General features: G+C 46.9%; 23 protein-coding genes. 12 read left to right on the forward strand and 11 right to left on the reverse strand.

Annotated elements, in window-relative coordinates; all coding sequences use genetic code 11:
- Positions 1 to 67 precede the first annotated feature (67 nt).
- Positions 68 to 2,383, forward strand: coding sequence for a patatin-like phospholipase family protein (locus AB9P05_RS11805; protein ID WP_371909027.1), 2,316 nt, complete (start codon positions 68 to 70; stop codon positions 2,381 to 2,383).
- Positions 2,384 to 2,643: 260 nt separating this feature from the next.
- Here the strand turns inward: AB9P05_RS11805 and AB9P05_RS11810 are convergent, their stop codons facing one another.
- Positions 2,644 to 6,069 (reverse strand): PAS domain S-box protein, encoded by a 3,426-nt coding sequence (locus AB9P05_RS11810; RefSeq protein WP_371909028.1) that lies wholly within the window; start codon positions 6,067 to 6,069, stop codon positions 2,644 to 2,646.
- A gap of 516 nt (positions 6,070 to 6,585) precedes the next feature.
- Here AB9P05_RS11810 and AB9P05_RS11815 point away from each other — a divergent pair.
- Positions 6,586 to 9,966 carry a methylmalonyl-CoA mutase family protein gene (locus AB9P05_RS11815; RefSeq protein ID WP_371909029.1) on the forward strand — a complete coding sequence of 1,127 codons (3,381 nt, stop codon included), beginning with the start codon at positions 6,586 to 6,588 and terminating at the stop codon, positions 9,964 to 9,966.
- 309 nt (positions 9,967 to 10,275) lie between these two features.
- On the opposite strand, the gene AB9P05_RS11820 is transcribed toward AB9P05_RS11815, so the two are convergent.
- The 6 genes from AB9P05_RS11820 to AB9P05_RS11845 form a co-directional block, all read right to left on the reverse strand.
- Complete coding sequence (locus tag AB9P05_RS11820; RefSeq protein ID WP_371909030.1) at positions 10,276 to 10,977, reverse strand: alpha/beta fold hydrolase; 702 nt, start codon at positions 10,975 to 10,977, stop codon at positions 10,276 to 10,278.
- 8 nt (positions 10,978 to 10,985) lie between these two features.
- Positions 10,986 to 11,363 (reverse strand): hypothetical protein, encoded by a 378-nt coding sequence (locus AB9P05_RS11825; RefSeq protein WP_371909031.1) that lies wholly within the window; start codon positions 11,361 to 11,363, stop codon positions 10,986 to 10,988.
- A gap of 79 nt (positions 11,364 to 11,442) precedes the next feature.
- Entirely contained in the window at positions 11,443 to 12,027 is a 585-nt protein-coding gene (locus AB9P05_RS11830; protein WP_371909032.1) for a DUF3109 family protein, read from the reverse strand.
- A gap of 441 nt (positions 12,028 to 12,468) precedes the next feature.
- Complete coding sequence (locus tag AB9P05_RS11835; RefSeq protein ID WP_371909033.1) at positions 12,469 to 12,924, reverse strand: helix-turn-helix domain-containing protein; 456 nt, start codon at positions 12,922 to 12,924, stop codon at positions 12,469 to 12,471.
- A 109-nt stretch (positions 12,925 to 13,033) separates the two neighbouring features.
- Positions 13,034 to 13,918, reverse strand: coding sequence for a fructosamine kinase family protein (locus tag AB9P05_RS11840; RefSeq protein ID WP_371909034.1), 885 nt, complete (start codon positions 13,916 to 13,918; stop codon positions 13,034 to 13,036).
- Entirely contained in the window at positions 13,915 to 14,403 is a 489-nt protein-coding gene (locus AB9P05_RS11845; protein WP_371909035.1) for a low molecular weight protein-tyrosine-phosphatase, read from the reverse strand. The genes AB9P05_RS11840 and AB9P05_RS11845 overlap by 4 nt, the downstream gene beginning before the upstream one ends.
- Before the next feature lie 386 nt (positions 14,404 to 14,789).
- Here AB9P05_RS11845 and AB9P05_RS11850 point away from each other — a divergent pair, with 386 nt between their 5' ends.
- Complete coding sequence (locus AB9P05_RS11850) at positions 14,790 to 15,563, forward strand: enoyl-CoA hydratase-related protein (protein ID WP_371909036.1); 774 nt, start codon at positions 14,790 to 14,792, stop codon at positions 15,561 to 15,563.
- 78 nt (positions 15,564 to 15,641) lie between these two features.
- Here AB9P05_RS11850 and AB9P05_RS11855 read toward each other — a convergent pair whose 3' ends face one another.
- Positions 15,642 to 16,676 carry a DUF6588 family protein gene (locus AB9P05_RS11855; protein ID WP_371909037.1) on the reverse strand — a complete coding sequence of 345 codons (1,035 nt, stop codon included), beginning with the start codon at positions 16,674 to 16,676 and terminating at the stop codon, positions 15,642 to 15,644.
- A gap of 287 nt (positions 16,677 to 16,963) precedes the next feature.
- On the opposite strand from AB9P05_RS11855, the gene AB9P05_RS11860 reads away from it, so the two are divergent.
- The 8 genes from AB9P05_RS11860 to rsgA all read left to right on the forward strand — a co-directional run bounded on the left by AB9P05_RS11860 (position 16,964) and on the right by rsgA (position 22,654).
- Positions 16,964 to 17,425: a Fur family transcriptional regulator gene (locus AB9P05_RS11860; protein WP_371909038.1), complete on the forward strand. Its 462-nt coding sequence runs from the start codon at positions 16,964 to 16,966 to the stop codon at positions 17,423 to 17,425.
- Positions 17,426 to 17,462: 37 nt separating this feature from the next.
- The gene (locus tag AB9P05_RS11865; protein WP_371909039.1) at positions 17,463 to 18,092 is read left to right on the forward strand and encodes a peroxiredoxin; all 630 of its coding nucleotides are present in this window, start codon (positions 17,463 to 17,465) and stop codon (positions 18,090 to 18,092) included.
- Between the two features lie 222 nt (positions 18,093 to 18,314).
- On the forward strand, positions 18,315 to 18,644 hold the full coding sequence (locus tag AB9P05_RS11870) for a hypothetical protein (RefSeq protein ID WP_371909040.1): 330 nt from the start codon (positions 18,315 to 18,317) through the stop codon (positions 18,642 to 18,644).
- 235 nt (positions 18,645 to 18,879) lie between these two features.
- On the forward strand, positions 18,880 to 19,161 hold the full coding sequence (locus tag AB9P05_RS11875) for a hypothetical protein (RefSeq protein ID WP_371909041.1): 282 nt from the start codon (positions 18,880 to 18,882) through the stop codon (positions 19,159 to 19,161).
- A gap of 156 nt (positions 19,162 to 19,317) precedes the next feature.
- The gene (locus AB9P05_RS11880; RefSeq protein WP_371909042.1) at positions 19,318 to 19,593 is read left to right on the forward strand and encodes a hypothetical protein; all 276 of its coding nucleotides are present in this window, start codon (positions 19,318 to 19,320) and stop codon (positions 19,591 to 19,593) included.
- 60 nt (positions 19,594 to 19,653) lie between these two features.
- Positions 19,654 to 19,983, forward strand: coding sequence for a hypothetical protein (locus AB9P05_RS11885; protein WP_371909043.1), 330 nt, complete (start codon positions 19,654 to 19,656; stop codon positions 19,981 to 19,983).
- A 413-nt stretch (positions 19,984 to 20,396) separates the two neighbouring features.
- A complete protein-coding gene (locus AB9P05_RS11890; RefSeq protein WP_371909044.1) occupies positions 20,397 to 21,734 on the forward strand; it encodes a 3-deoxy-D-manno-octulosonic acid transferase in 1,338 nt (445 codons plus the stop codon).
- Positions 21,719 to 22,654 (forward strand): ribosome small subunit-dependent GTPase A, encoded by a 936-nt coding sequence (gene rsgA, locus AB9P05_RS11895; protein ID WP_371909045.1) that lies wholly within the window; start codon positions 21,719 to 21,721, stop codon positions 22,652 to 22,654. The genes AB9P05_RS11890 and rsgA overlap by 16 nt, the downstream gene beginning before the upstream one ends.
- Here rsgA and AB9P05_RS11900 read toward each other — a convergent pair whose 3' ends face one another.
- Both AB9P05_RS11900 and AB9P05_RS11905 read right to left on the reverse strand, forming a co-directional pair.
- Entirely contained in the window at positions 22,655 to 23,122 is a 468-nt protein-coding gene (locus tag AB9P05_RS11900; RefSeq protein ID WP_371909046.1) for a tol-pal system YbgF family protein, read from the reverse strand. It lies immediately after the preceding gene.
- A 1-nt stretch (position 23,123) separates the two neighbouring features.
- On the reverse strand, positions 23,124 to 24,095 hold the full coding sequence (locus tag AB9P05_RS11905; RefSeq protein ID WP_371909047.1) for a glycosyltransferase: 972 nt from the start codon (positions 24,093 to 24,095) through the stop codon (positions 23,124 to 23,126).
- Here AB9P05_RS11905 and AB9P05_RS11910 point away from each other — a divergent pair.
- Positions 24,073 to 25,083, forward strand: coding sequence for a GNAT family N-acetyltransferase (locus AB9P05_RS11910; protein WP_371909048.1), 1,011 nt, complete (start codon positions 24,073 to 24,075; stop codon positions 25,081 to 25,083). The genes AB9P05_RS11905 and AB9P05_RS11910 overlap by 23 nt on opposite strands.
- Here AB9P05_RS11910 and AB9P05_RS11915 read toward each other — a convergent pair.
- A complete protein-coding gene (locus AB9P05_RS11915) occupies positions 25,073 to 26,350 on the reverse strand; it encodes a hypothetical protein (protein WP_371909049.1) in 1,278 nt (425 codons plus the stop codon). The genes AB9P05_RS11910 and AB9P05_RS11915 overlap by 11 nt on opposite strands.
- Position 26,351 lies beyond the last annotated feature (1 nt).

The raw sequence follows: 26,351 nt of genomic DNA on the forward strand, positions 1-26,351 counted from the left end.
AAAAGCTTACCTGAAACCTGTTTGTTATCGTTATAACCTTATCTTATTACAGGTATATGGTGAGGATATGGTGGATAGGTTAAGATACAGCTTTCCGGTTCAGTTGTTAGTAAACAACCTTAAGAAGAATGTACTTCTGGTACTTACCTGGGTGCTTATTACCTATGTGATAGCTGGTCACTTTGGCAAGACACTAGGCATTCCCTACCTGTTTCTGGATCCCGAATACCTCGATTCAGTTGATTTTACCAGTTTTTTTATTGTTGGCTTTACCCTGGGAGGCTTCACAATGGCCTACCACATCACCTGCTATATACTGGACGGTGCCAAATACCCCTTTCTTGGCCTGCTTAAGCGGCCATTCATGCACTTCACCATCAATAACAGTACCATTCCCTTTATATTTCTGGTGATATACATCATCCAGATTTTTGTATACCAACTAGACTATGAGTTTAATACCTTCTGGGACATTCTGCTGAAGGTCAGCGGCATGCTCGCAGGCTATTTTCTTATGGTTTCCATCCTCTTCGTTTACTTCTGGCTTACCAATAAAGACGTGATCAGCACCAATAAGATGGCCAGACAGGTAGATAAAAAACTTAGAAAATCGAAGATCAGCCGGGCTGCCATAATGAGAAGGTGGCGGAGCATCAATAAAAAAAGAATAAAAGTACGATACTTCCTCCGCCTGGATATGAGGTTACAGCCCGTGCCTGATCCGGAGGTAGCAGTAAGCAGGGAAGACATCCTTAACATATTCAGCCAGCATCACCTTAACTCAATCATTATTGAGATGCTCATTTTCGGGGTTATTATGGGCCTTAGCTTCTTTGCCGACTCACAATACATGCAGATTCCCGCTGCAGCAAGCACCATACTCTTTGCCACCCTTATCATCATGTTTGTAGGTGCTATTAGTTTTTGGGTAAGGGGCTGGGCGCTCACTATTTTCTTTGTTCTCCTCATAGGGCTCAATATGATTTCCGCCCTCAGGCATGAGCAATGGATCCACCAGGCCTTTGGCCTGGACTATGATACCGAAAGAGCAGACTACCTGGCCGCTTTGGACGCAACCAGGCAGGGCAGCCCCATCGTGGAAGAAGATCGCTTGCATACCCTTGAGATGCTCGATAACTGGCGCAAAAAATTTGACTCACCACCTCCTGCTATATTCATATGTAGCAGTGGGGGAGGACAGCGCGCCGCATTATGGACCTTAAGAGCCCTGCAGGTGGCAGACAGTGCCACTGAGGGCAGCCTGTTAAGGCACACAATACTTATGACAGGAGCCTCAGGTGGCCTCGTAGGAGGAGCCTACTATCGTGAACTGGCCCTTAGGAAAATACAGGGACAAATACCCACTACAAACAGTCGCGAGTATACTACAGCCATCAGTTCAGACATGCTCAACCCTGTCATTTTTAGCTTACTGATAAATGAGCCGCTGGTACGCTGGCAAAGTTTTGAATACCAGGGCCGGGAATACCCCAAGGACAGAGGCTACAGTTTTGAGCGAAAGTTAAACCGGAACACCCGTGGCCTAATGGATAAATCACTGGAGGATTACCGGCAGGCAGAATACGATGCGCTGATCCCTATGCTGCTGATGACGCCCACTATAATCAATGATGGACGTAAACTTTATATATCCTCCCAGAAGGTGAGCTACATGGGCGCTACCACGCCAGAGTACGTATTGGAGTCCGCAGAGCCGAAAGGAGTGGATTTCAGAAGACTATTCGAAGCCCAGCAGGCAGGGGACATGAGTTTTCTTACAGCCCTGAGGCTTTCCGCTACCTTCCCTTATGTATCACCCAACGCAAGCCTTCCATCTGAGCCCCGGCTGGAAGTGATGGACGCCGGGGTTACAGACAACTTTGGCATCACAGACGCCGTGCGTTTTATCTACACCTTCAGGCACTGGCTTAGTGAGAACACATCGGGAGTTATTATCCTGTCAGTTAGAGATACTCCTAAAAAAGGCCCTGTGAGCCGCGGAGAGGAAGTGGATATGTTTGATAAGATCTTCACGCCTCTGGCCAACCTGTACAAGAACTTTGACAATATCCAGGATCTCAATAATGACACGAATATTGAGTATGCCGGGAGTTGGATGGACGTACCTGTACAGATGCTCACACTGGAGTATTCCCCCCTTTCATTCTATCTGGATCAGCACCCTGAACTTAGTAAAGCGCAAACAGGCCTGCTGGACGTACCTATGGAGCGGGCCTCACTTAGCTGGAGGCTGACTGGTAAAGAGAAGGAGAATATCCTTCAGAATATCAGGAAAAAAGGAAATCAGCGTACCTTGCAAGAGCTTGTCAGGCGGCTAAGTACGGATCGCTCCGTTAATCCTGTGGTTAGAAGTCAGAAGTGATGCTTTACCAATACCTTTCCTGATCACAGGCTATACTCTCCCCCTTGTCCTTCTCATACTTGTTAATCCTGAGCTATAATAGTTCAGGACAGGCATAGATAAGCCGGTTTGTGCCAGGATTGTTTCACCAGATCATTCCCGAATTAGTATGCCATTATTAGTTGCTGACAGAGTAATGGCTACCCGTTTACTGCTTTGATATAATAAGAAAAGCCCGCCCCAGAAGGGCAGGCTTTACGTTCTACTTCTCTTTTGTGATGTTATTTTACAGATTCCGTTGTGATCACTCGCTGAATAGTGGCCAGCGATACGGGCTCATTGGTCTTTCTATCTTTCAGCACGAACAGAAGCACACTCACCAGGCTCCCTGCACCACCGGTGTTAAGCATGGCTTCAAAGGTAACAGAACCTTTATCAAGTGCCTCTTTAATATGCGTTGTACGTACCAGCTCACTGTCCTGCTTGGCAAAGAATGCGCTGAATTCTCCTACTTCTTTCTTACCCATCAGTTTCTTTGCTGCAGCATTTATGAAGTCGATCTTACCGTCCATATCCATGAGCGCAATAAAGTCAGTGCTGTTTTCTACCAGGTCTACAAACTTATCCTGTTCGGCTTTCTGAGATTCCAGCGACTGTTGGATCGCTCTCATCTCTTCCTGTGCCTGGGTCATGTTTTTGACAGTGTCCACCATCATTTTTTCCTGTGCCTGGAGCTGGTCCATATGCAGGTCCATTTCCTCCTGGTAGCGCTTTTGCTCACGTATATCACGCTGTAGTGATGCGATAGCTACAGGTTCCTGGCTATCAGGATCCCTCAGTACAAATACAGTAGCCTCTACATCAATTTTTTCGCCTGTTTCCTGGTGCGTGAGGGTGCTTTCGTAGCGCATGAATCCATCCTTTATCACCGTAGGCATAATGTCTGACATGACCAGGTCAAATTCCTCTTTGGAGAAGAATGCAGACATATGTACTTCATTAATATTCGTGCCTTCCTTCATGCCGATTAGCTCATGGCCTGCCTTGTTCAGGAATACCATGTCCCCTTCCATAGTAGCAATGCCCACAAAATCACGGCTGTTTTCCACCAGGCTCACAAACTTGTCCTGCTCGCCTTTCTGATGCTGCAGTTCCCGGTATACCTTCTCCATTTCCTCCTGCGTGGCCTGCATCTCCTCCATGTTCTGGCGGAGTTCTTCTTCCTGGGCAGCCATTTCTTCCAGGTGCTCCTTCAACTGCTCTTCCTGCGCCTTATGCTGGCTCATGTCGCGCTGCACGGCCGCTATGGCATAGATGTCTCCGCTTTCTTTTTTCAGAGGGAACAGAGCCGTCTCTACAGGTATGTGTGTGTTATTGGCTTTATTATGAAGGATGGATTCAAACTGTACAGACTCACCTTCCAGTACTTTTTTCAGGTGTATGTCATTAAAGGCAGGTATCTCATCCATGTGGAAGAAGGAGGCCAGCCCTGCGTCTTTTACTTCTTCTGCAGAGGTAGCGCCTACCATTTCGCGTCCTGCCTTATTTATAAACAGGCACCTGGCTTCAGGATTTGCGATTGCAATGAAGTCCTGGCTGTTTTCAATAAGGGTCACGAATTTATCCTGCTCCAGCTTCTGAGACTGAAGTTCTTCCTGGAAGATTTGCATCTCTTCCTGTACAGAGCGCATCTCCCGCATGTTTTGGATCATCTCCTCCTCAGCGGCACGCATATCTTCCTCAAAACGCTTTTTCTCACTGATGTCTCGCTGTACAGTTGCGATACCGAATGGTTCACCCGTTTCTTTATTCTTCAGCAGGATTACAGTAGCTTCTACCGGCACTGTTTTGTTGGCCTTCCGGTTTACAAGCATACTCTCATAGCTGCAGTAGCCTTCAGCCATTACTTTAGGAATGATTTCATTCCGAAGACGAACCGCTTCCTCTTCCGTTACCATGTCGGCCATGCTCAGCGCACGTGCCTCCTCCTCTGTAGAAACACCTACCACCTTCATGCCGGTAGAGTTAATATATTGAGTTCTGCCTTCCAGGTCAGCTATGCCGATAAAGTCATTACTGTTCTCGATGAGGGTAACGAATTTCTCCTGCTCCTGCTTCTCATTCTGCAGGCTGCGCTGGATGCGTGACATTTCTTCATGGGTAGCCTGAAGCTCTTCCATATTCTGGCGCATCTCTTCCTCATTTGCCTGCATCTGCTCGGTAAGCTCCTGGCTCTCTTCAAGCAGGCGCTTCGTATTTTCGCTGATTCTTACGCTGGATATAGAAGAAGCGATACTTTCGCTGAGCTTACGTACAAACTCTATTTCGTGCTGATCAAATACCCTGAAACTGGCGATTTCCAGTGCACCGAACACCTCATCATTGATAATTAGAGGGGAAATAAGCACACATGAAGGTGTAGACTCACCCAGTCCGCTTGTGATGCGAACATAGTCCTGGGGCACTTCAGTGATAAAGATCACGTCTTTCTCCAGGGCAGCTTGTCCCAGCAGACCCTCGCCTACTGCCACCTTCATGTCCATATATTTTTTGCGGCCATAGGCATAGCATCCTTTCATGCTCATTACCTCCTGTCCGTCATGCTCTTCCATTACAAAGATACTACCTTGGTTAGCACCCAGGTATTTCACCAGGTTACCCACTACCACATCCGCAAGAGTAGTAAGGTCATCCGTGTACTTACGAAGTATTTCGCCGAATTCAGCAAATCCTTCAGTAGCCCAGTTACGCTTTTTATCCTCAGCAGCAACCTTTACCAGGCTATCACGCATATTTATAAGCGACTGGCCCAGTTCATCATGCTCACTTGAGGCGCTGAAGGATGAAGTAAAGGTGCCTTCACCTATCTGGAAGGCAAACTCCGTAAACTCCTTCATCCGGTTCCGTACCTTTCCCATATTATCAGCCAGCTGGCCAATCTCATTATCAGGCAGGTTGATCTTATCGTAGTTCAGTATTCCCAGAGTCATTTTTTCCAGCATCTGGGTCAACTCTTTTATAGGCTTGACAATTCGTGAGCGGAAGAGATAGACATTACCCGCCAGAAACACAAATGCCAGTAGAATAATACCGCCTATGATACGGTTACGATTAGTGATGGTGCTCTGAATAGCCGCACGGTCTGTTTCCAGCCACTTACCGGTAAGAGCAGATAGGCGCACCTGACTTTCCTCAAGCTTGTCCCATTTCTTCATTACCTCCCCGTTCAGGCTTCTTTCTGTTTTTTCAAAGCTTACCAGGGAGCTGTCTCCTGCCATTTGCATTACCTGCGCCTTATTTTCAGTCAGCAAACGCATGTCTGCCATAGCCTGAAGGGTGCGGGACATTTTCATCCAGCCAGAGTCCAGCTCATTCGCCAGAGGCCTTACCTCTTTTCGGGCACCTTTTAGGGTCTCATCATTATCATTGATGCCACCGTGTATAATCAGCTTTTTTAATTGAGAGCCTTCCGTAAGGTAAGCCTGGAAGGAGGGTGTGTTCTGGTCACTTGTAAGTGAACGGCGCACCGTATGATCAGCTTTCTGCAAGTGTTGCTGCATCGCATGCAGCATGCCCATTTCTGATTGTAGTGTCGCAATGCGGGATCCGCTGAGGCTTGTGGTTACGTAAATAGCAATAAGTGCTATAGCGACCAGTAATAGTAATATACTACTGGCAAAGCCTAACTGGTTGAAGACTTTTTTCATAACTGACTGTCTTTCAGGAGTTTTATTGGTTAGGTTTTACCCCTGTCAAATCGGGGGAACTTATAATTTTTATCAGTTGCTAAATTAATCCAGTGACAGACGCTATTTATAGGAAGGTGTATAGATATGTTACTGAAGTGATTTTTAAGATATTTCGGATAAAATTGACTTCTTCCATGCCTTCAGCTTTCGCTATTCATTACCCAATAGTTGAAATCAAAACATGCATTTTATTTGTTAAAAAAGAGCCCAATGTATTGTAATACAGGTGTTTGCATTATTTTGATTAGCTTCCATTGCCCTCCGTAAAATAGTTGTCCTCTTTCCAGTAGATGGATGTAAAGAAAAAGGGTAACAAGTTAACTTTTAGATGATAAGAGGAAAAACAGGTGGTTTGTCCGGAAATTCTCCGGAAAGGCAGAATCTGATTCCGGTTTCGGTTGAAATAGAAGCCGTGACCGAAAAATCGTTTTTTTATCCTTAATTTTGCAGCCCAATCGAGCATAAATAATACGTATGTCTGTGACTGAACAACCCTACAAACCCAAGAATAATATTCGTATTGTTACCGCTGCCTCGCTTTTCGACGGGCACGATGCGGCTATCAATATCATGCGTCGTATTATTCAGTCTACCGGTGTGGAAGTGATCCACCTGGGGCATGACCGTTCCGTACAGGAAGTAGTGGATACCGCTATCCAGGAAGACGCCCAGGCTATCGCAATGACCAGCTATCAGGGTGGACACGTGGAGTACTTTAAATATATGTACGACCTGCTGAAGGAAAAAGGAGCAGGGCATATTAAGATCTTTGGAGGAGGGGGCGGTACTATCCTTCCCGAAGAGATTAAGGAACTTCATGAGTATGGTATCACCCGAATTTACAGCCCGGACGACGGACGTGAAATGGGCTTGCAGGGTATGATCAATCACCTGGTAAAGACAGCTGACTTTCCGGTGGGCAAGCAGGTAAACGGTGAAATAAATAAGCTGAGCGAGCAGGATAAAACCTCACTGGCACGGCTTATCTCTGCGGCTGAGAACTTTCCTGATGATCATAGCAGCCTGCTGAGTGATATCCGGACCAAAGCAAAAGACATAAAGGTGCCCGTCCTCGGTATTACCGGTACCGGCGGAGCGGGCAAGTCCTCCCTGGTAGATGAACTGGTGCGCCGTTTCCTGGTTGACTTTGATGATAAAAAGATTGCGATCATCTCCGTAGACCCCAGTAAGCGAAAGACCGGAGGTGCTTTGCTCGGTGACCGTATCCGGATGAACGCCATCAATAACGAGCGTGTGTATATGCGCTCTCTGGCCACCCGGCAAAGTAACCTCGCACTAAGCAAATATGTGCAGGAGGCTATTAATATAGTAAAAGCGGCAAGTTTCGATCTGATCATTCTGGAGACTTCCGGAATAGGGCAGTCCGATACCGAGATCATTGAGCACTCAGACATGTCACTCTACGTGATGACGCCTGAATACGGTGCAGCCACCCAGCTGGAAAAAATCGACATGCTTGACTTTGCCGATATCATCGCATTGAACAAGTTTGATAAACGTGGCGCCCAGGATGCCCTGAGGGATGTACGTAAACAGTATAAGCGTAACCATAACCTCTGGGAAGCCAAAGAAGAAGACCTCCCCGTATATGGTACCATTGCTTCCCAGTTCAATGATCCCGGTATGAACTCACTCTACCGGGCTATCATGACCATGCTGGCTGACAAAACAGGTACTGATTTGCAGACAAGTTTTGAGGCCAGCGGTGAGATGTCCGAAAAGATATTCATTATCCCCCCTGCCCGCACCCGTTACCTCTCAGAGATTTCCGAGACGGTCCGTCACTATAATAAATGGGCAGTTGAACAAAAAGAAGTCGCCCAGAGACTATATAGCCTGCAGAAGAGTATCGACACCATCAAAGAAACAGGCATGAGCTCTGAAGAAGTGCTTAAAACCCTGCAGGAAACCTACGAGAAAGTGCACCTGGATATGGACCCGCACAATATGAAGATACTCGAGGGCTGGGATGAAAAAGTAGATAAGTACAAGCAGGACGAGTACGTATATAAAGTACGTGACAAGGAGATTAGAGTAAAGACCCATCGTGAGACCTTATCACACACACAGATCCCTAAAGTAGTAACCCCGCGGTATGAGGCCTGGGGTGATGTCCTATACTGGAACCTTCAGGAGAACGTACCCGGAGAGTTTCCCTATACAGCAGGTGTTTTCCCTTTCAAGCGGGAGGGAGAGGACCCTACCCGTATGTTTGCCGGGGAGGGCGGCCCCGAGCGGACCAACCGCCGCTTTCATTATCTCAGCCAGGATATGCCCGCCAAGCGTCTGAGTACGGCATTTGATTCCGTCACACTCTATGGCCATGATCCGGACCATCGTCCCGATATCTATGGTAAGATCGGTAACTCAGGCGTATCTGTTTGCTGCCTGGACGATGCCAAAAAACTTTACAGCGGCTTTGACCTGGCTGACCCCACCACCTCCGTTTCCATGACTATTAATGGGCCCGCTGCTATCATTACCGGGTTCTTCATGAATGCGGCCATTGATCAGCAATGCGAAAAATACATTCGCGAAAACGACCTTGAAGATGAGGTAAAGCAAAAGATCAAAACATGGTTTGCTGATAGAGGTACAGAGCAACCCACCTATAAGGGCGACCTTCCTGAAGGTAATAACGGTCTCGGGCTTTTGCTTTTAGGTATTACCGGCGATAAGGTGCTGCCTGCCGACGTCTATGAAAAGATTAAAGCCGATACAATCTCTAAAGTACGGGGCACCGTACAGGCAGATATCCTGAAAGAGGACCAGGCCCAGAATACCTGTATCTTCAGTACAGAATTCAGCCTGAGGCTTATGGGAGATATGCAGCAGTATTTTATCGAGAATAATGTGCGCAACTTCTATAGCGTATCCATCTCCGGCTACCATATAGCCGAGGCCGGCGCTAACCCAATTACCCAGCTCGCCTTTACCCTGGCCAATGGCTTCACCTATGTGGAATATTATGCCAGCCGCGGAATGGACATCAACAAGTTTGCCCCTAACTTATCCTTCTTCTTCTCTAACGGAGTGGATGCTGAATACTCCGTAATTGGCCGGGTTGCCCGTCGTATATGGGCTAAGGCCATGAAGCAGAAGTACAATGCCAATGACCGCAGCCAAAAGCTGAAGTATCATATTCAGACAAGTGGCAGGTCCCTTCATGCACAGGAGATAGACTTCAATGATATCCGGACCACCCTGCAGGCCTTGTATGCAATTTATGATAACTGTAACTCACTGCACACCAATGCCTATGACGAGGCTATTACCACCCCTACCGAGGAGTCAGTACGCCGTGCGGTAGCCATACAGCTTATTATAAACAAAGAGCTAGGCTTGGCTAAGAATGAGAATCCTATCCAGGGAGCCTTCATTATAGAAGAGCTCACAGACCTGGTAGAAGAGGCCGTGATGACCGAGTTTGACCGTATTACCGAGCGTGGCGGCGTACTGGGAGCCATGGAAACCATGTACCAGCGCAGTAAAATCCAGGAGGAGAGCCTGCACTATGAGACACTCAAGCATACCGGTGAGTATCCAATCATAGGCGTAAATACCTATCTTTCTTCCAAAGGTTCACCTACCGTTATTCCCAGCGAGGTAATCCGTGCTACCAAAGAAGAGAAGGAAGCCCAGATACAGACCCTGAATAAACTGAAGGCTATGTATGATCAAACCGGGCCCGATATACTCAAGATGGTACAGCGCCAGGCAATAGACAATAAGAATATGTTTGAAGCACTGATGGAGGCTACCAAATACTGCAGCCTTGGGCAGATCACCAATGCCATGTTTGAGGTAGGTGGTCAGTACAGGCGGAATATGTAATGGCCTAATCTCCTGTCAAAATAAAAGAGGCTGTCTCAAAAGGCAGCCTCTTTCTTTTTGTTCAAAATATAATTTTTCATCCTTCGTAACTACCGCGAGGTGGTACCGGGTCACGCCTGACCGGGTCACGCCTGACCGGGTCACGTCTGACCGGGTCACGACAGACTTCGCCATGCAGAATGCAAATAGTAATTATCCAAATATTGTTTGGCATGAAATAAGGCCTCTCTACTTTTGAGACAGCCTCTTATTTTTTTCTATAAAAGCGAGTGGGCTTTACATTAGCCTCAATTTCACCCAATAATGAAGCTATGCTTTTGTCATAAACTCAGTAATCTCTTCTGATAGCAGGCCCGTATCCGCACGTTCGATAGGGTGAGTAAAGTTATTGAAGAGGAAAAAGGTGCCGCCTGGGATTAGTCCTGCTACATGCTGACTTTCGATAGTAGTGACCATCGTATCCTCCGATCCTACACATATCCTGGTCAGGTGATCTATAGCTTCAAAGTCTTTATCCTTCAGGCATTCGCCATTACCCAGGCCCTCCATCATTTCGGCTGTTTTATGCAGCACCGTACGCCAGTTGCTGGGAGCATGCCTCTCTTTCAGCATAGTGGCAAACTTAGGTACCTTTTCCAAAATCGTATCCGGATCCAGCATAGCCTTTTCCTTTACTGCTGCCTGTGGAGTCCAGTTAAATTTGGTGCCCAGAGTCATGATCCGGCCTATGCGGGTAGGATGGAAGCGGGCAAGCCATAGAGCCACGTAGCCACCCATACTGAAACCAAATGTATTCGGTTTTTCTAGCTTATGTTCATCCAGATATACCAGTACATCCCTGCCAAAGGAGTGTATGGTAAAAGGCTCCGGTTGAACGCTTCGGCCACCATGACCGGAAAAGTTAAGCGAATGTATTTCGAAGGTCTCCGAAAGCTTTTGCCCAAGGGTAGCAAACTGGTCTTTGCTACCCAAGGCGCCATGTAATAATAATAAGGGTGGTTTGGCGGGCATATAGGGATCTAATTGTTTAGTTCCTGCACGTCGTACACGAAGTATTCCGTGTCACCGAGCCAGAAAAGTTTGATATATTTCTCTTTATAAAATAGCTTAACACGATGTCCGTTTTCAATAGCGGTATTGAGTTCTTCAAGTACCTCATCCGCATCCCCCGGAGCTACACTAAACTCCCATACCGTAGGGCCCACCCCGTCAGTGCCTGATCCGAATCCGCCAGTATTAAGCTGGCCTTCCCAGGTCTTTATCAGTACACCTCTTTTACTTACTTTAATAGGCACACCCACCCTCACGCCGTCGCTGTAATTAGCAAAAGCCACCAGGCAAAAAAGGGCGATGATTAACAGTAAAAGGACTAAAAAGACACGTTTTAGTATACGCATGGTTATTTTATCACGGGTTCAGTGGACCAAGATAATTTTTTTTCCCGAATCCCTATCCGCCCGGCCACTTATTTGCAGGTTAAGCCTCTTTTTCTTCCTCCTCCCGTTCCTCTATTTCCCGGCACAGGCTGCTATACCATTTCTCCCCATACTTACGGATGAGAGCATCTTTTAAGAACTTATAGACAGGCACTCCCAGCTCCTTTCCCAGGTCACAGGCAGGGGCGCAAATGTGCCAGCGGTCATAATTCAGTGCTTCAAATTCATCGTATTTTGTAATACGTATAGGATACAGGTGGCAGGAAACCGGCTTTTTCCAATCTATCTCACCGTCCAGGTAAGCCTGCTCGATACCGCACTTTAGAATGCCCTTATCATCGTAGATCGCATAGATGCATTCTTTGCCCCCGATAGTAGGAGTAGAGTAGTCCCCGTCTGAGTCAAGCACGTAGGCGCCCTGTTTATCCAGTTCCTTCTGTCCTGCCTCCGATAAGTAAGGCCGCACTGCACCGGCTATTTTTTCAATGACCGGTAGCTCCTCCATCTCCAGCGGAGCACCCAGGTCTCCTTCTACACAGCATGCCCCTTTACACTTCGAAAGGTTACATACAAAAAGCTCGTCTCGGATATCATCAGAAATTACCGTATGCTCTACCAGAATCATAATTTTCTTTATGTTTTCCCCCCAAAAAAGAAGGCTTCTAATATAAGGACAACAAATATAGAGGATAAAACCAGTTTGACCGTCTTAAAGTGCCCTTCGATTAATGAGCGACATATCATTAACTATTCTCCATCTACCCTATAGTGCACCACCATTAGGCGGCAAGTTCAAAAAAGGAATAATCTATTTAAACCTCAAGTGTCAGATAATTAGGCTTTTGAGGGAATCCAAAAATTGAATAATTACTAGGTCGGCCGTAAAGACACAACAATAACCTTTCCCGCTAAGAGTGGAAAAATTGTTAATGCGTAAGGATACTGAAGTCAGTAGGGAGAATGATAGAATCAGCGGAACCACCCGCTTAGCAAAATGTCAGCAGAAAAAAGAAATAGCCGGCCCGGAGGTCGGCTAATCTTGTGAATAAGTAGATTATAAGTCGATTTAACCGTTTTCACGGTACATATCCAGGTATGCTCTCTCGAGGCGCTCCTGCCTGTAAAGTGCGATCTCCATTTCGTCGCCAAATTCCGTCATGGCGTCAGATAGAGTGTCCATACTTTTACGCAGGGCGTTTTTGTCCTGGCTAGGTGCTCCTTTCCTGATTTCATCATTTAGCTTACGGATTTCGCGCAGCTTTTTTCTGAAAGTTTGGATATTCCGGCCTCGTTCAGGGATTACAGAAGGAAGAGTTTCCAGGTTAGTCTCGACAAATTTCCACAATGAGATGTTGAAATGGTCGGCTAGTTTAATAACAGTTTGCAAGCTGGGCTCAGCCTGCCCGTTTTCATAACTTCCTATTATACTCTTCTTTTTTCCCAATACGGTAGCCACTTCTTCCATAGTCTGGCTGGTCTTCTTTCTAAGATACCGTAGGTTCTTCGCGAAATAATTGTTCATAGTGGGAGTTTAACCTGACCTAATTTTACACGGATCAATTTGGAAAAAATTAGTAAAAATGGAAAACGATTTTTTCAAGGTGTAATTATATTTCGATAAGATTTGGTTTTTACTCGATGTATTTAGTGATTATTCGTTCTACGCCACTTAGGTAGGAAAGGCCAAACAGATTAACATGAACTAATAAGGGATATAAATTATAAATATCAATTCGTTCCGATAAGCCTGTAATTGTCGGATAGGATTCTTCATAGGCATCGTAAAAAATTTGATCGAAGCCTCCGAATAGCCGGGTAAAACCTAAATCAACCTCGCGGTTTCCATAGTAAACCGCCGGATCAATCAACCATCCCTCCCCGTCCGGTCCGGTCATAACGTTGCCACTCCACAGGTCTCCATGCAGTAACGAATGAGACTCATCAGTAAGAATTTCGCTAAGTTTGGGATATATTTTTTTGAAACGATTCATGAAGGCATCGTCTACAAGGCCATTATATCTCGCAAGCCCCGCCTGCACCTTTAAGCGCCTCTCAATAAAAAAATCAACCCAGTCGGGCAGAGGTTCATTATTCTGAGGAAGGCGGCCTATGTAGTTATTAAAGTTCAGTCCTGGCTGGTCACTTGTCTGTCGGTGAAGCAGAGCCAGGTTATGCCCCAGATTTTCCCAGTACCGATTGTCTTTCCGGTAGCTGTCCAGGTACTCCGTCAGCAAGTACCGGCTTTCGCCCACCTGCCCGTGATTAAAAGGCTGCGGTACATGTCCGCTGCCCGCTTTTCTCAGTAGCTCCAGCCCCCGGAATTCTTTCTCGAACATATCAGGCTCCCCGTGATCATTCCATTTGATAAAGAAACTTCCCTTATCCGTGATCAGCCGGACTGCATTATTGATACATCCCCCACTTTTAAATTCGATATCCTTCACCTGCAGCTCCTCGCCCAGGCTCTCAAACAGTGCGCTTTCAAAAAACTGCGTCTTGGAAGCTCCATCCATCATGTCAGGTTATGTTCTTTTTTCAGGTGCTCCAGAAAGTTCCGCCCGGAGCGTAATATCATTTCATATACTTTCGTAAAGCCGTCCTGTCCGCTCCAGTAGGGGTCAGGCACATCTTTTGATCCTCCCGCCGGTATCTCATCGTCAAAGTCTCTCATCATAACCAGCTTGAACCCCTTAATAGTATTGCCGGCTGCTTTCAGGATATTCTGGCGGTTACTTTCATCCATGGCCACTAGGTAGTCAAATTCTGTAAAATCCTTAGGTTCCAGTTGCCTTGAGATACTGTCTACAATAATGTCATACTCCCGTCCGCATGCAATGCTACGGGGGTCTGCGGGATCCCCGTCATGGTAGCCGCTCGTCCCTGCAGAGTCTATAGTAAACCTGTCGGCCAAGCCTTCGTCCTCTACTAATTTTTTAAATACCCCCTCTGCCAGCGGGGAACGGCAAATGTTGCCCAGGCAGACAAATAATACGTTAATCATGAATTGTCATTTACATGTTCTAACCCGAACAAGCCTTTCCGGTTACGGTAGAATAAGGTTTGATTGCTAAGTATGTCCGTCAGATAGAATAAAAAATCTGACTTTACCAGGGTAAATGAGTTCAACCTCCTCTTTTTTCTTACTAATTGATCAGTGTAATGCGGAGATTATCAATGTGTTAAGTGGAACTATGATTTTTTTTTATGAGCACAGGTTACTTTTACTTAAGAACCGGTATATACCAATACATAACACACAAATTTTATTCATACACCTGTTTAACATTCGATAAAAAACCTTCCCATACAATGGGGAGGTTTTTTTTTGCCCTTATGAAAAAGGTGTAATTTCGGCCATTCTTCTTACACAAACCCAAAGCCTGGTATATGGAATTCATTACCGTAGATAACCAATTCGAAAAACACATAGCCTTAATCAGACTCAACCGCCCTAAAGAGCTCAATGCACTTAACCTGCAGCTTATGGGTGAATTGCGTGATGCACTCGCGGAGTTGGATGCTGATGATGAGGTCAGGGTGGTCATCCTTACCGGAAACGAAAAGGCTTTTGCTGCCGGAGCTGATATTAAGCAGATGGCTGGTAAGACCGCTATTGATATGCTGATTACCGACCAATTCTCTACCTGGGACCAGATCAAAAAAACCAAAAAGCCACTGATTGCAGCCGTATCAGGCTTCGCATTGGGTGGTGGGTGTGAGCTGGCCATGACCTGTGACATGATCGTCGCCTCTGAATCAGCCAGGTTTGGTCAGCCGGAAATCAAAATTGGTGTAATGCCCGGCGCTGGAGGCACTCAGCGCCTGACCCGCGCAGTAGGTAAAGCAAGAGCCATGGAGATGGTACTCACCGGTAAGTTTATCAGTGCTGAAGAGGCCCTGGCCGCAGGCCTCATAAATCGCATAGCCCCCGTAGAGATGTATATGGAAGCCGCTAAAGACCTTGCCAGGGAAATAGCCGCCATGTCACCAGTTGCCGCGCGCCTTGCTAAAGAATCAGTAAACAGGGCTTTTGAGACCCATCTGGATGAAGGCCTTCATTTTGAGCGGAAAAACTTCTACATGCTCTTTGCCTCAGAAGATCAGAAGGAAGGTATGCAGGCCTTTGTAGAAAAACGCAAACCCGAATTCAAAGGAAAATAAAAACTAGCCACCGCCCGTCAATAGCAAGAGGCTGCCTGCACAAACAGACAGCCTCTTTATTTTTTACCCCTGAAATTATCAGTTTACCGATACACTCAGACCTACCGTAGCCGTATGGTACTCAGCTATGGAGTAGTCCCCGTTAAGAGCAATAGGGCCCAGCTTGAGGCCAAACCCAGCCGTAGCCCGCAATGTATTCGTGTTAATCGCAAAGTCCACTGGGTCCTGCAGAGTAACCCTTACGTTTGAGATATTGCTGTAAGCAATGACATACTCACCCAGTATTTGAGTAGTCGTACGTGTGAAGTCATACCCAAGTCCGGCATATACATTCAGTATCCCCACCTTCTTACCAGCCAGCACCTGTATCGTTTTTGCTTCTATGTCCAGTACACCCCTTTGGTTATCCCCGTCAAAAGTCCCCTCAAGGTTAAGTTCGCCATTCAGTTTAGTGTAGCCACTAAATACCGACAAGTCAAACGGTAACGCACTAACCCCCGGAATCCATTGCTTAATATCATGCTTCAGGCCCAGGCCATACATATAAAAAGAGCCGTCATCATTTTTCAACTCAGGCACAAAGCGAAGTACTAAGTCCGTGTTTTTGATGATACCCACCCCCAGCGTCACCATAGGAGCCGGCACCGCGTTAAAGCCAATTTCATCTTCTAGCCCTATGCCCTCTGCCAGATCAAAATTATCAACCGGTACATTGGCACCAAAAGCGTCATTATAAACCGTCACGTTAGGGCCAGGCTGCGCAGCGCCCATCACCGTCGGGCTTTCGGCTTGTGTAAGATTAGAGTCAGTTAGCCTGATATTAGTGAAGTCTTCGTTTCTGAACAGGAAATACTCATCTTCATCAGGTACCAGCGAGGCAGATACAGATATCGACAGGTTAAAGCCTAAAGATTCATGAGGCTTTGCCGTAATATACCATCCGTTATTCAGCCCGCTCGCAAAGCCCTTTGCAAGTGGTGATACATACATCTCAGTGATTTTTTCTGCGTCCTGCCGACCCGAAACAAGTATTCGGTCAATATCCAATTGTGCATAGGCCGTTCCGCTCACACCCAGTATCATCAGGGCGCATACAATCAATAGCTTATTCATCAAATGTGATAGGTTCTTGAATTTATAAAATGACATCAATTTCTAAGGGAGGTAAAGTTCGTGAGATTGATACACATACGTAATAAGAATGCCTGGCAGTTCATGTACATGCATGTAAACACGGCAAAAAACACTGTTTTGACTCCAGAAAAAACAAGTTTTGGCATTGTGGCGGACTCGTATTACCAAATTGTCAAAAATCAGGGAACTTCTTTTACTTCACTTGACTATACAGTTCATAGACTTTAGTTTTGCGTGAAATATTCCTAACGGAGAATTATTCTTATTTGAAGGAAGAGGTTCAAAATATTGATAACGAGGAGGTTAAGAGGCTTTTAAGTGAAGCTGGCCTTAAGGTGACACCTCAGCGAATGGCCATATACCGTACAGTGTACGATAGAAAGGACCATCCTACTGCTGATAAAGTTCACGAGGCCATTGCAACCGCCCTTCCCACTATCAGCCTCGGTACAGTATATAAAACACTCGATACCCTTGTCACCAAGGGCTTACTTTCCAGGGTCGCTACTGATGAGGGGCTGCTACGATACGATGCCAACCCCGTTCAGCACCTGCACCTCTACCTTACCGACTCCGGCGAGATCATTGATCTTCATGATGAGGAACTTATGGAGATGATACGTCAGCACCTGGAGAGCAAGAAAATAAGAAACTTTGAAGTACAGGACATCCGGCTACAGATTACAGGCCGGAAGCAGAATCCTCACAAAGGAATAGATCACGAATAATTAGGTAATTTTTATACATCCAAATATCAAACATTTTATGTCATTAGTAGGTAAGAAGGCACCCTTGGTTAATGCACCAGCCGTAATTAACGGTGAAGAGATACAGGAGAATTTTTCTCTAGACCAGTATCTTGGTAATAAATACGTAGTATTCTTTTTCTACCCTAAAGATTTCACATTCGTTTGCCCTACTGAGATTCACGCTTTCCAGGAGAAACTTGCTGAGTTCGAAAAGCTTGACGTAGCTGTAGTAGGTTGCTCATGCGACACCGAAGAGACTCACCTGGCCTGGCTGAACGTACCCAAAGATCAGGGTGGCATCCAGGGCGTAAACTATCCTTTAGTGGCTGATGCTGCTAAAACCGTAGCATCTAACTTCGGCGTACTTGCCGGTGAGTGGGACTACAACGAAGAAGGAGAACTCGAATTTGCAGGAGCACCTGTTTCTTACCGTGGCACATTCCTTATCGACAAAGAAGGTGTGGTACGTCAGGCAACTGTAAACGACCTTCCCCTTGGCCGTAATGTAGACGAGACGCTTCGTCTCGTAAAAGCACTTCAGCACACTGAGAAGCACGGCGAAGTATGCCCTGCTAACTGGGACGAGGGTAAAGACGCCATGCAGGCAACCCGTGACGGTGTGGCTGACTACCTGAGCAAGCACTAAGAACCATAACCTCCGGCACCTCGCCGGATAGTAAATAATTAGCTACCTGTCTGCTACTAGCGGATGGGTAGCTTTTTTTATGACACAGTGGCTAACATAAAGGGCTACCCCCGCTTCGGGGCGGCCTTTTTTATGTGTCTGTCTTTTGTGTTTAAAAAAAAGACACAATTTGGAATTGCCATTTTAATTGGGGACTATATATGGATAACTAAATTTTTTACTATGAAAAAGTATATGAAGTTCACCCCATTTTTATTGATGTTCTTTTCAATAGGTTTTACCGGAAGCATAATGGCTACTGATACTGAAGCAAGCTCCGAATCAGCGTTGGAAGAAAAGCAAACGACGACTACCATAGTCAGAGGTCAGGCAATTGACTATGATGGCTGTGGCTGGGGTTTAGATGAGTGTGGTAATCCGTTTGTTTATTATATCTCCGGTGAGCAGGCGGGCTTGATTGAGGGTGATTATTATGAATTGGAATTAGGGGCTACTGATGGGTGCGGTAGAGTTGTTTTATCTGTTACAGGTATTGGGTCATTCTGCAGGTAATTAGATACGATGCATCTTTGCCGGACTGCAGGGCTATTCACTATTGGGTGGGTAGCTTTTTTTGATATAGGCTAAAGTGTATCAGGTAGATAGGCCATTTCCATAATCCTTATTAGGGTCACAGCACCCTCGTTCAGATTTGTAGTATTATGGATATGTATTGCGATGATTCCAATATCACAGGCTATTGAGTGGATTTTTTCCTTATATTAAGTATAGCTATAAAGAAAGACGTATGAAAAAGCTGAAAATGATGACAGCGTTGGCTGCCTTTGCCCTTTTATGCCTGTCCCTGCCCGTTTATTCCACTTCTGAGATTTCTGATACGGAAAAGTTTAGTAAAACCTACTATGCCAAACTCCATTCCCAGGGACCTTCTACCATAGCTTTTAATGTCTGTAATATGGATCAGTATCTGCTGCTAGATAGAAGCGGATTCTATCCTGCTTTTGGTGCCACCTACAAACTCACAATAAGAGAAGTCTTGCTGAATGTGCGAGGCCCCTCTATACGATGACCCAATCAGAATCCGGAACCGCTCCGGTTCAATAGGTTACGTCTAATCTGCAACCAAGTCTTTTATCAATAACCAAACCCATAATTATGAAAAACCTTATTACCCTCAGCGTATGTCTTATCGCATTTTGCGGTATCGGCCACTACTAAAACCGATATGCCATCTACCACCCTCAAAGAAGAGGCTGAGCAGCTAGCTATTTCGTCCTCTTTATCAGGCGAGTACGTAGGTCATGTAAACACAGTGGGAGATTGCGGCTTCAGCTTTGTAGACTGTAGTACTAACAATATTTTATTGCTAAATAAAAGCGGGTATCACTGGGTCGTGGGAAATTACCATACCATTCGCGTCAGTAGCCTTTCACCCTCCTGTGGATACACAGTTACCTACAAGGGCTCAGGAGGGCTATGCCAAAATCCTGACCAAAAATAATTACACCTAACGAGGCCCATAGAGTTGGGCCCATTTTATTAACAACCAAACCCAATCATTATGAAAAAACTAATCACATTATTTGCCGTATGTACCCTGTTTATAGCCACCTCTGCAGTGGCCCCCCGCCCTGCTGCTAATAAGGAGGTGGCTAAAGAAGAGTGTATAAAAGCTGAAAAGCAGATTTCCGCCTATTACACCGGCCAAGTCACCGCCATCGGCTCTTGCACCTTCGGCCTCAAAGTATGCAATACCGGAAATATCCTGCTTCTTGATAAAAGAGGCTATTCAGTTACCCTTAATCAGTTTTATCGGGTGAAGGTTGGTGGAACCACCAGCTGCGGAGGCCAGGTCCTCTCCCTCACCAGCGATATTTGCTACTTCCCCTGATACCCTCACAAAAAAAAACAGCCCGCGGTAATACGCGGGCTGTTTTTTTTTGTACTATTGCTATACCAATCCACCTCCACCAACAAGCCTTTTTCTGAAACTTCAGCCCCATCCAACTCCCTCTGCTTCGCTCATCCCTCGGTTCTGCTTCGCTACTCCTTCGCTATGAGTATACCTTGAGTCTATCCTTTCAATACCTATAGCATAGTTACCCCGCTTTCTTTTCTGTTTTGCATTTTACCTGGATTTCATCAATAATTACCCTCCGCCGCGCAGCTTCAATGACCCCTCCTCACCACCCGGTCCTTTTTATGTCATAGCCCCTTACCAGGCCTCCGGATTCGTAGTTTATTCATCGAAAACCAATTCATTCCCTGCGAGTTTCCTTCATATCTCAAACCTACTCACCGCAAATGAAACTTTCGCCTATCGCTGCCAGCCAGGCATTTTGGAGGCAATCCCTTTCCTCCAAAGGTCTTTTTCCTATTTTTACGCAGAATATGAAGGGATTGGTCTACAGAATAGGATCCGGTGCATACCAGATGGCAGTCAGAGCGGCAGCTCCCTTTGTAGGGAAGGCCCGTCAGATGGTAGAAGGGCGCAAGAACTGGACCTCCTCCCTCAGGGAGGCCGTAGCTGCAGCAGGTGACCACATAGTATGGGTCCATTGTGCCAGCCTGGGCGAGTTTGAGCAAGGCAGGCCATTGATAGAGCAAGTCAGAAAGCAGTACCCCCATACCTTCATTCTCCTTACCTTTTTTTCTCCCTCCGGCTACCAGATCCGAAAAGATTACGATGGAGCAGACCATGTATCTTACCTTCCCTTCGATAGTCCCTCTAATGCAGAGACCTTCCTCGATATAGTTAAGCCCCGCTTAGCACTATTTGTCAAATACGAATTCTGGTATTTTTACCTCAGAGCACTGAGCAAAAGGCACGTACCCACCCTATTAGTATCGGCCATATTCAGGAAAGACCAGTTGTTCTTCAAAAAATATGGTAAACCCTACCTTAAGTTACTGCATCATTTTCAGCACATATTTGTACAGACCGACCGCTCCATGGCCCTGCTCAGAAAGTCCGGTGTCGCCAATGCCACAGTAGCAGGCGATACACGGTTTGACAGGGTGGCTGCTTTACTCGCTGAAAGCAGAGAAATACCAGTCGCTGAAGCCTTTGCAAAAGGCAGACGGGTTATGGTGGCCGGCAGTATCTGGCCGGAAGATGTCGCCGTACTCAAAGACCTTATTAACAACAGCTCGGCAGATAAAGCATTTATTCTGGCCACTCACGAGGTAGACGAAGAGCACCTGTCAGGCGTGGAAGCAGAGCTCACAGTACCCCTGGTAAGATATAGCCAGGCCGAAAACACAGACCTGCAAAAACATAAAGTGCTGCTTATTGATAATATTGGCATGCTAAGTGCCCTTTATCGCTACGGTAGCCTCGCATATGTAGGAGGCGCCTACGGCAAAGGACTACATAATACCCTTGAGCCCGTCACTTATGGCATGCCCGTGTTTTTTGGTAATAAAAATTACCGCAAATTTGACGAGGCCATAAGAATGGCCGAAGCTTGTATCGCCTTCCCCGTAGCAGACGGCACCGAATTGAAAGAGCGGGCAGAGCAGCTATGGGATGATGATCTTAGACTGGAGAGGCTTTCCGATAAAGCCCGCCAGTTTGTAGAAGAAAATACAGGCGCCACACATACCATCATGAACTACCTGGAACCATGGCTGACCGCATAGAAGGAATGGTGATAAAGAGTACCGGTTCCTGGTACTCAGTACGTACAGACGAGGGGGAGCGGCTTAACAGCAGGCTTCGGGGTAAATTCAAGAACAAGGGACTCAAGGTAAATAACCCCATAGCGGTAGGGGACAGGGTAGTCGTCGAGCTGGAAGATGTGGAAGAAGGCACCGCCGTCATTACCGATATCTTACCTCGCGATAACTACATAATAAGGAAGAGTACCCGCCGGGCAAACTATGGACATATCATAGCGGCGAATATTGACCAGGCCATACTCATCGCCACCATCGTCATGCCCCGGACCTCCATGGGCTTCATCGATCGTTTTCTGGTGACTACAGAAACCTTCCGTATCCCTGCCATCCTTCTTTTTAATAAAAAGGACCTGCTGGATCAGGAAGCTATTGCCGCCCAACAGGAAGTAATGGACATGTATGAGGCCCTCGGCTACCCCTGCTACAGCCTCTCCGCCATAGAAGACCAGGATGTAGAGCAGGTAAAAGAACTGCTCCGCAACAAAGTGAGCCTGCTGAGCGGCCACTCAGGCGTAGGGAAGTCTACCCTCGTAAATCGCATTTCGCCGGAAGTTGACCAAAAGACAGATACCATATCAGGCTTTGCCAATAAGGGAAAGCATACCACCACCTTTGCCGAGATGTTCGAGATCATGCCTGACAGCTTCGTTATAGACACCCCCGGTATTAAAGAGCTTGGGCTCATGGAGGTAGAGCCCGAAGAGCTCAGCCACTACTTTCCCGAAATGCGGGACCTTCTCGGCGAATGCAAGTATCATAACTGCACCCATACCCATGAACCCGGCTGTGCTGTTGTAGAAGCCGTTAAGGCTGCAGAGATTCCGCTAAGTCGCTACCATAGCTACCTGAGTATGCTGCAGGGTGAAGACTCCCACCGCTGATTAATACCCCTCCTCGTTCTCATGCTCATCCATAAGCGCCAGGGCCCCCCGCGCAGGCTTGCTCTTAGGAAACTCCTTTACCGTACGCTCTACGTATTTGCGCATTTCAGACAGGTTACCCAGTTGGCCATGAGAGTAGGCGATATTAAGTAGCGCCATTTCACGATACGCCATTTTTGAAGCACTCAGCAAGCTTATATACCGCGTGCGATCCAGCCAGGCGTGGCGACTAAAGAAAGCGTAGCTCTTTTCAAAATGCGCTATCGCCTCCCGGTAAGCCCCTTTATGATAAGCCGATACCGCCTTGCGGTGCTCTCCCGGGATCAGTCTCAGTAAAATAGATAAAGCCAGGAAAGTGAAAAAGGCATATATACCCGGGTCATTTACCCCTGCCAGGTTAAAGGCAAAGGCAAGGAGCAGGAAAATACAAAACTGTGGGATCAGCGCCAGCCACGCTATATTTTTCATATTACTTCAGCATTCTGATTGTGTGTGATACCTTTTGGTAAGAACGGCGTATCCAGGCCTTTTGTACCGGTACCAGAGATACCAGCCGCAAAAGCCTTTGCCTCAGTCCCAGTCCGTCCGTCGTCTCAAGCAGTTCCATCAGTTGGGCAGCCTCATACGTATTGTCAGTCATTACTGCCAGCATGTATTCATACCGTATACGACTCCTTACCGCCTCCCGCTCTTCCTCATTTTCTGAAAGCCCCCAGGCCTTATCAAGCACCTTACAGGTAGTAGCCAATTGCCGGTCCCCCGGTCTGTATTGCTGCCGGCTCATGCTGCCTGACGTACGGCGGACATGTATCCCCCGGTAGTCTAGAAAGCGGTACCCCCAGTCGCGGGCAGACCTCACCCAAAAGTCAAAATCCTCAAAGGCGAGCGATTCATCATACCCCCCAAGCCTTTCCAGTACTTCCCTGCGAATCATCATCGTCGGTGTGCAGATAAAATACCGGCGGACCACCTCTTTAAAAACATTCCCCTCAGCAATAACCGGATGGGTAATATTTCCCTCTTTGTCCCGGCGGTAAAAGGCCCGCGTAATTTGCCCTTCCCTGTTTATGTAGCAGGCATCCGTATACAGCACCCCCATATTTCGGGGGAGCTTTTTAAAATGGCCTACCAGCCTGTCCACATGCCCCGGGAGCATACGGTCATCTGTTGCAAAGTCAATGATATAATCACCAGTCGAAGCCCTGAAGCCCGTATTGAACGCACCACAGTTGCCCTTGTTGCTTTCAAGCAAATGTAGCTGAAGCCAGGGATGACGGCGCGCCACATTCTTTATCACCTCTCTGCTGCCATCCGTGCTGGCATCGTCCACTACAATGATCTCTATATTTTCATATGTTTGTGAGATCACCGACAGCAATGCCTCTTCCACAAAATTGGCGTGGTTATAACACAGGCATATGACCGAGACGCGAGGATCCATTAGGCAAATGTACAAAGACGGACGATATACCCTACTGCAACGTCATCAGATAGACGATAATTATTGGGACAGTTGCCTTGATCAGTGCACATACAGGCTGCCATACCCATACACCTGGTGGCTTGATATTGTCAGCCCCGGCTGGTGCGGCCTCGTCCAATATAGCTCAGAAGGCTACTCAGCCGTATTTCCCCTCCCCGTACGCCGTAAGTTCGGAAAGCAACTTTTGCGCCAGCCAGTCTTCGGCCACCAGCTGGGCCTCTTCGCACAAGGCAAAGCAAAGCCCGATAAAGAAAGCCTGGTCCGGGCGATAGACCTTATTTGCCACACGTTCCCATATATCGATGGACTCGCCCTGCATGGTACAGGCCGATATGAACTATCCGGCACTACCCTCATAAGGCATAATTATCTCATAGACCTTCGCCAGTCCTATAATCAAATCCTGAATGCCTATGCAGGTAATCGCCGTAGAGAAATAAGCGCCGCGGCCCAGGCCGGAATTGTCGTACAGAAAACCAACGGTCCTGAAAAGATGGTGGAAGTATTTCGTAAATATATCGAGCCCGGCATTTACGGTATAGATGGCACCGAGTACCCTATGTTCCACGCGCTATTTAAAAAATGGCAACAGATGAAAGCTGTTACCGTGTATGAGTCAGTGCTTCAAGACCAGTGGTTAGCAGGTGCCGCCATACTCAGGTGGCACAACCGCCTTATCTATATTTTTAATGCCAGTACCCCGGAAGGCAAGCGGCTCGATGCCCTCAGCCTACTAATAGACCGTGTAGTAGCGGAGCATGCAGGCAGCAATGTGCCTTTGTGGTTTGATTTTGAGGCACCAGCGTCCCAGAGTGTACTCGACTACTACCGCCGCTTTGGTGGCCGGAAGGAAACCTACCACGTTATTCACCAAAACAACCTGCCGCAAATCTTAAAGACCATTCAAAAGGCCAGAAAATGGATCGTCCAGTCCTTTAGAAAATAATGCGCCGATTTAGCAGAAGCGCCAGCGCAAATACAGCCATGCTCTTATATAAGTGTGCAGCGGGCAGAGCTTCTATACCGAAGCTTGGTACCAGCCACCAGATACAACCCAGGTAAGCTGCTGCTGCAAATACCTCCAGGAATATAAACGTGCGGGTCCGCGTCTGAGCTATTAGCAAATACGTCAGCGGAAAAGAAAGCATGTAAAAATAATCCCCCAACAATTGAAAGTCTACCATAAACGCCGCATCCGCAAAGCCTGATGTAAACAGCAGACTGAGCCAGAACTCACGGTAGTAGTAAATGATAATCAGGAGCACCGGAGTAATAATCGCCAGGCTTATCAGTATCTGCCGGACAAACTTCTTAAGCACTTCTACATGAAATACCATGCTGCTGATATACGGGTAGTACACCGAACTGATTACCGCCGAAAAAAACACCAGATACGTATCAGATAATTTCACAACCGACTGCCATAGACCTGTAGTGCCTAAGCCAAACCGCTCAATACTGTATTCCCTCACAAAAAAGTCCAGTAAGCGCCCAAACACCATTGCTACCAAAGCCATGAGCAGAAAGTCGCTCAGCTTTCTAAACTTTTTAGATGAAAAGGATGGCCTGCGGATAGGTAGTAGCCCTTTCCATATCAGGTAAGAAAGCGTAAACACCACCCCCGAAGCCTGGCCCGCTGCAAAAGCCAGAAGCGCCGTCTCCTGATTAGCCATCTGCACACCGATCGCCACAGCTATTACCGTTGCCAGCGATACCATCGAATTCAGAATTGCATAACCGCGTAGCCTTTGCTGGCTAAGTAATATTGCCTGCAAAAGGAGGTTAGAGAGAAGTAATACCAGAAATATCAGTAACCATAGTACAAACCGCCTGCTGCTGAAAGACACCGTAAACTCATCCAGAAAGAAACCGGAGAAGGAGTAAAAGGCAAGGCAGGAGATAAGCAACACCAGCACATTCATCCCTAGTGCGGTCCACAGTATTTTAGCCTGGTATTTTTCCGCAGGCATGCCAGGGCTTATTACATCACCACCCGCCAGGTAGCGTATCACACCCCGATTTATCCCGTCATTAGGCACTTGAGTCACCAGACTGATAAGGTTCTGAAAGTGAGCCAGCAGCGTAATGCCCGCCGGCCCCAGGTACAGAGCAAACATCTTATTGACGAGCAGGAAGCTTACCGCCCTCGAAAATACAGATACCACCGACCATGCCGCACGTCTTAAAAAGCCCATCATTGAGATTACTACCACC

This window comes from Roseivirga sp. BDSF3-8 (assembly GCF_041449215.1).
GTDB lineage: Bacteria > Bacteroidota > Bacteroidia > Cytophagales > Cyclobacteriaceae > JBGNFV01.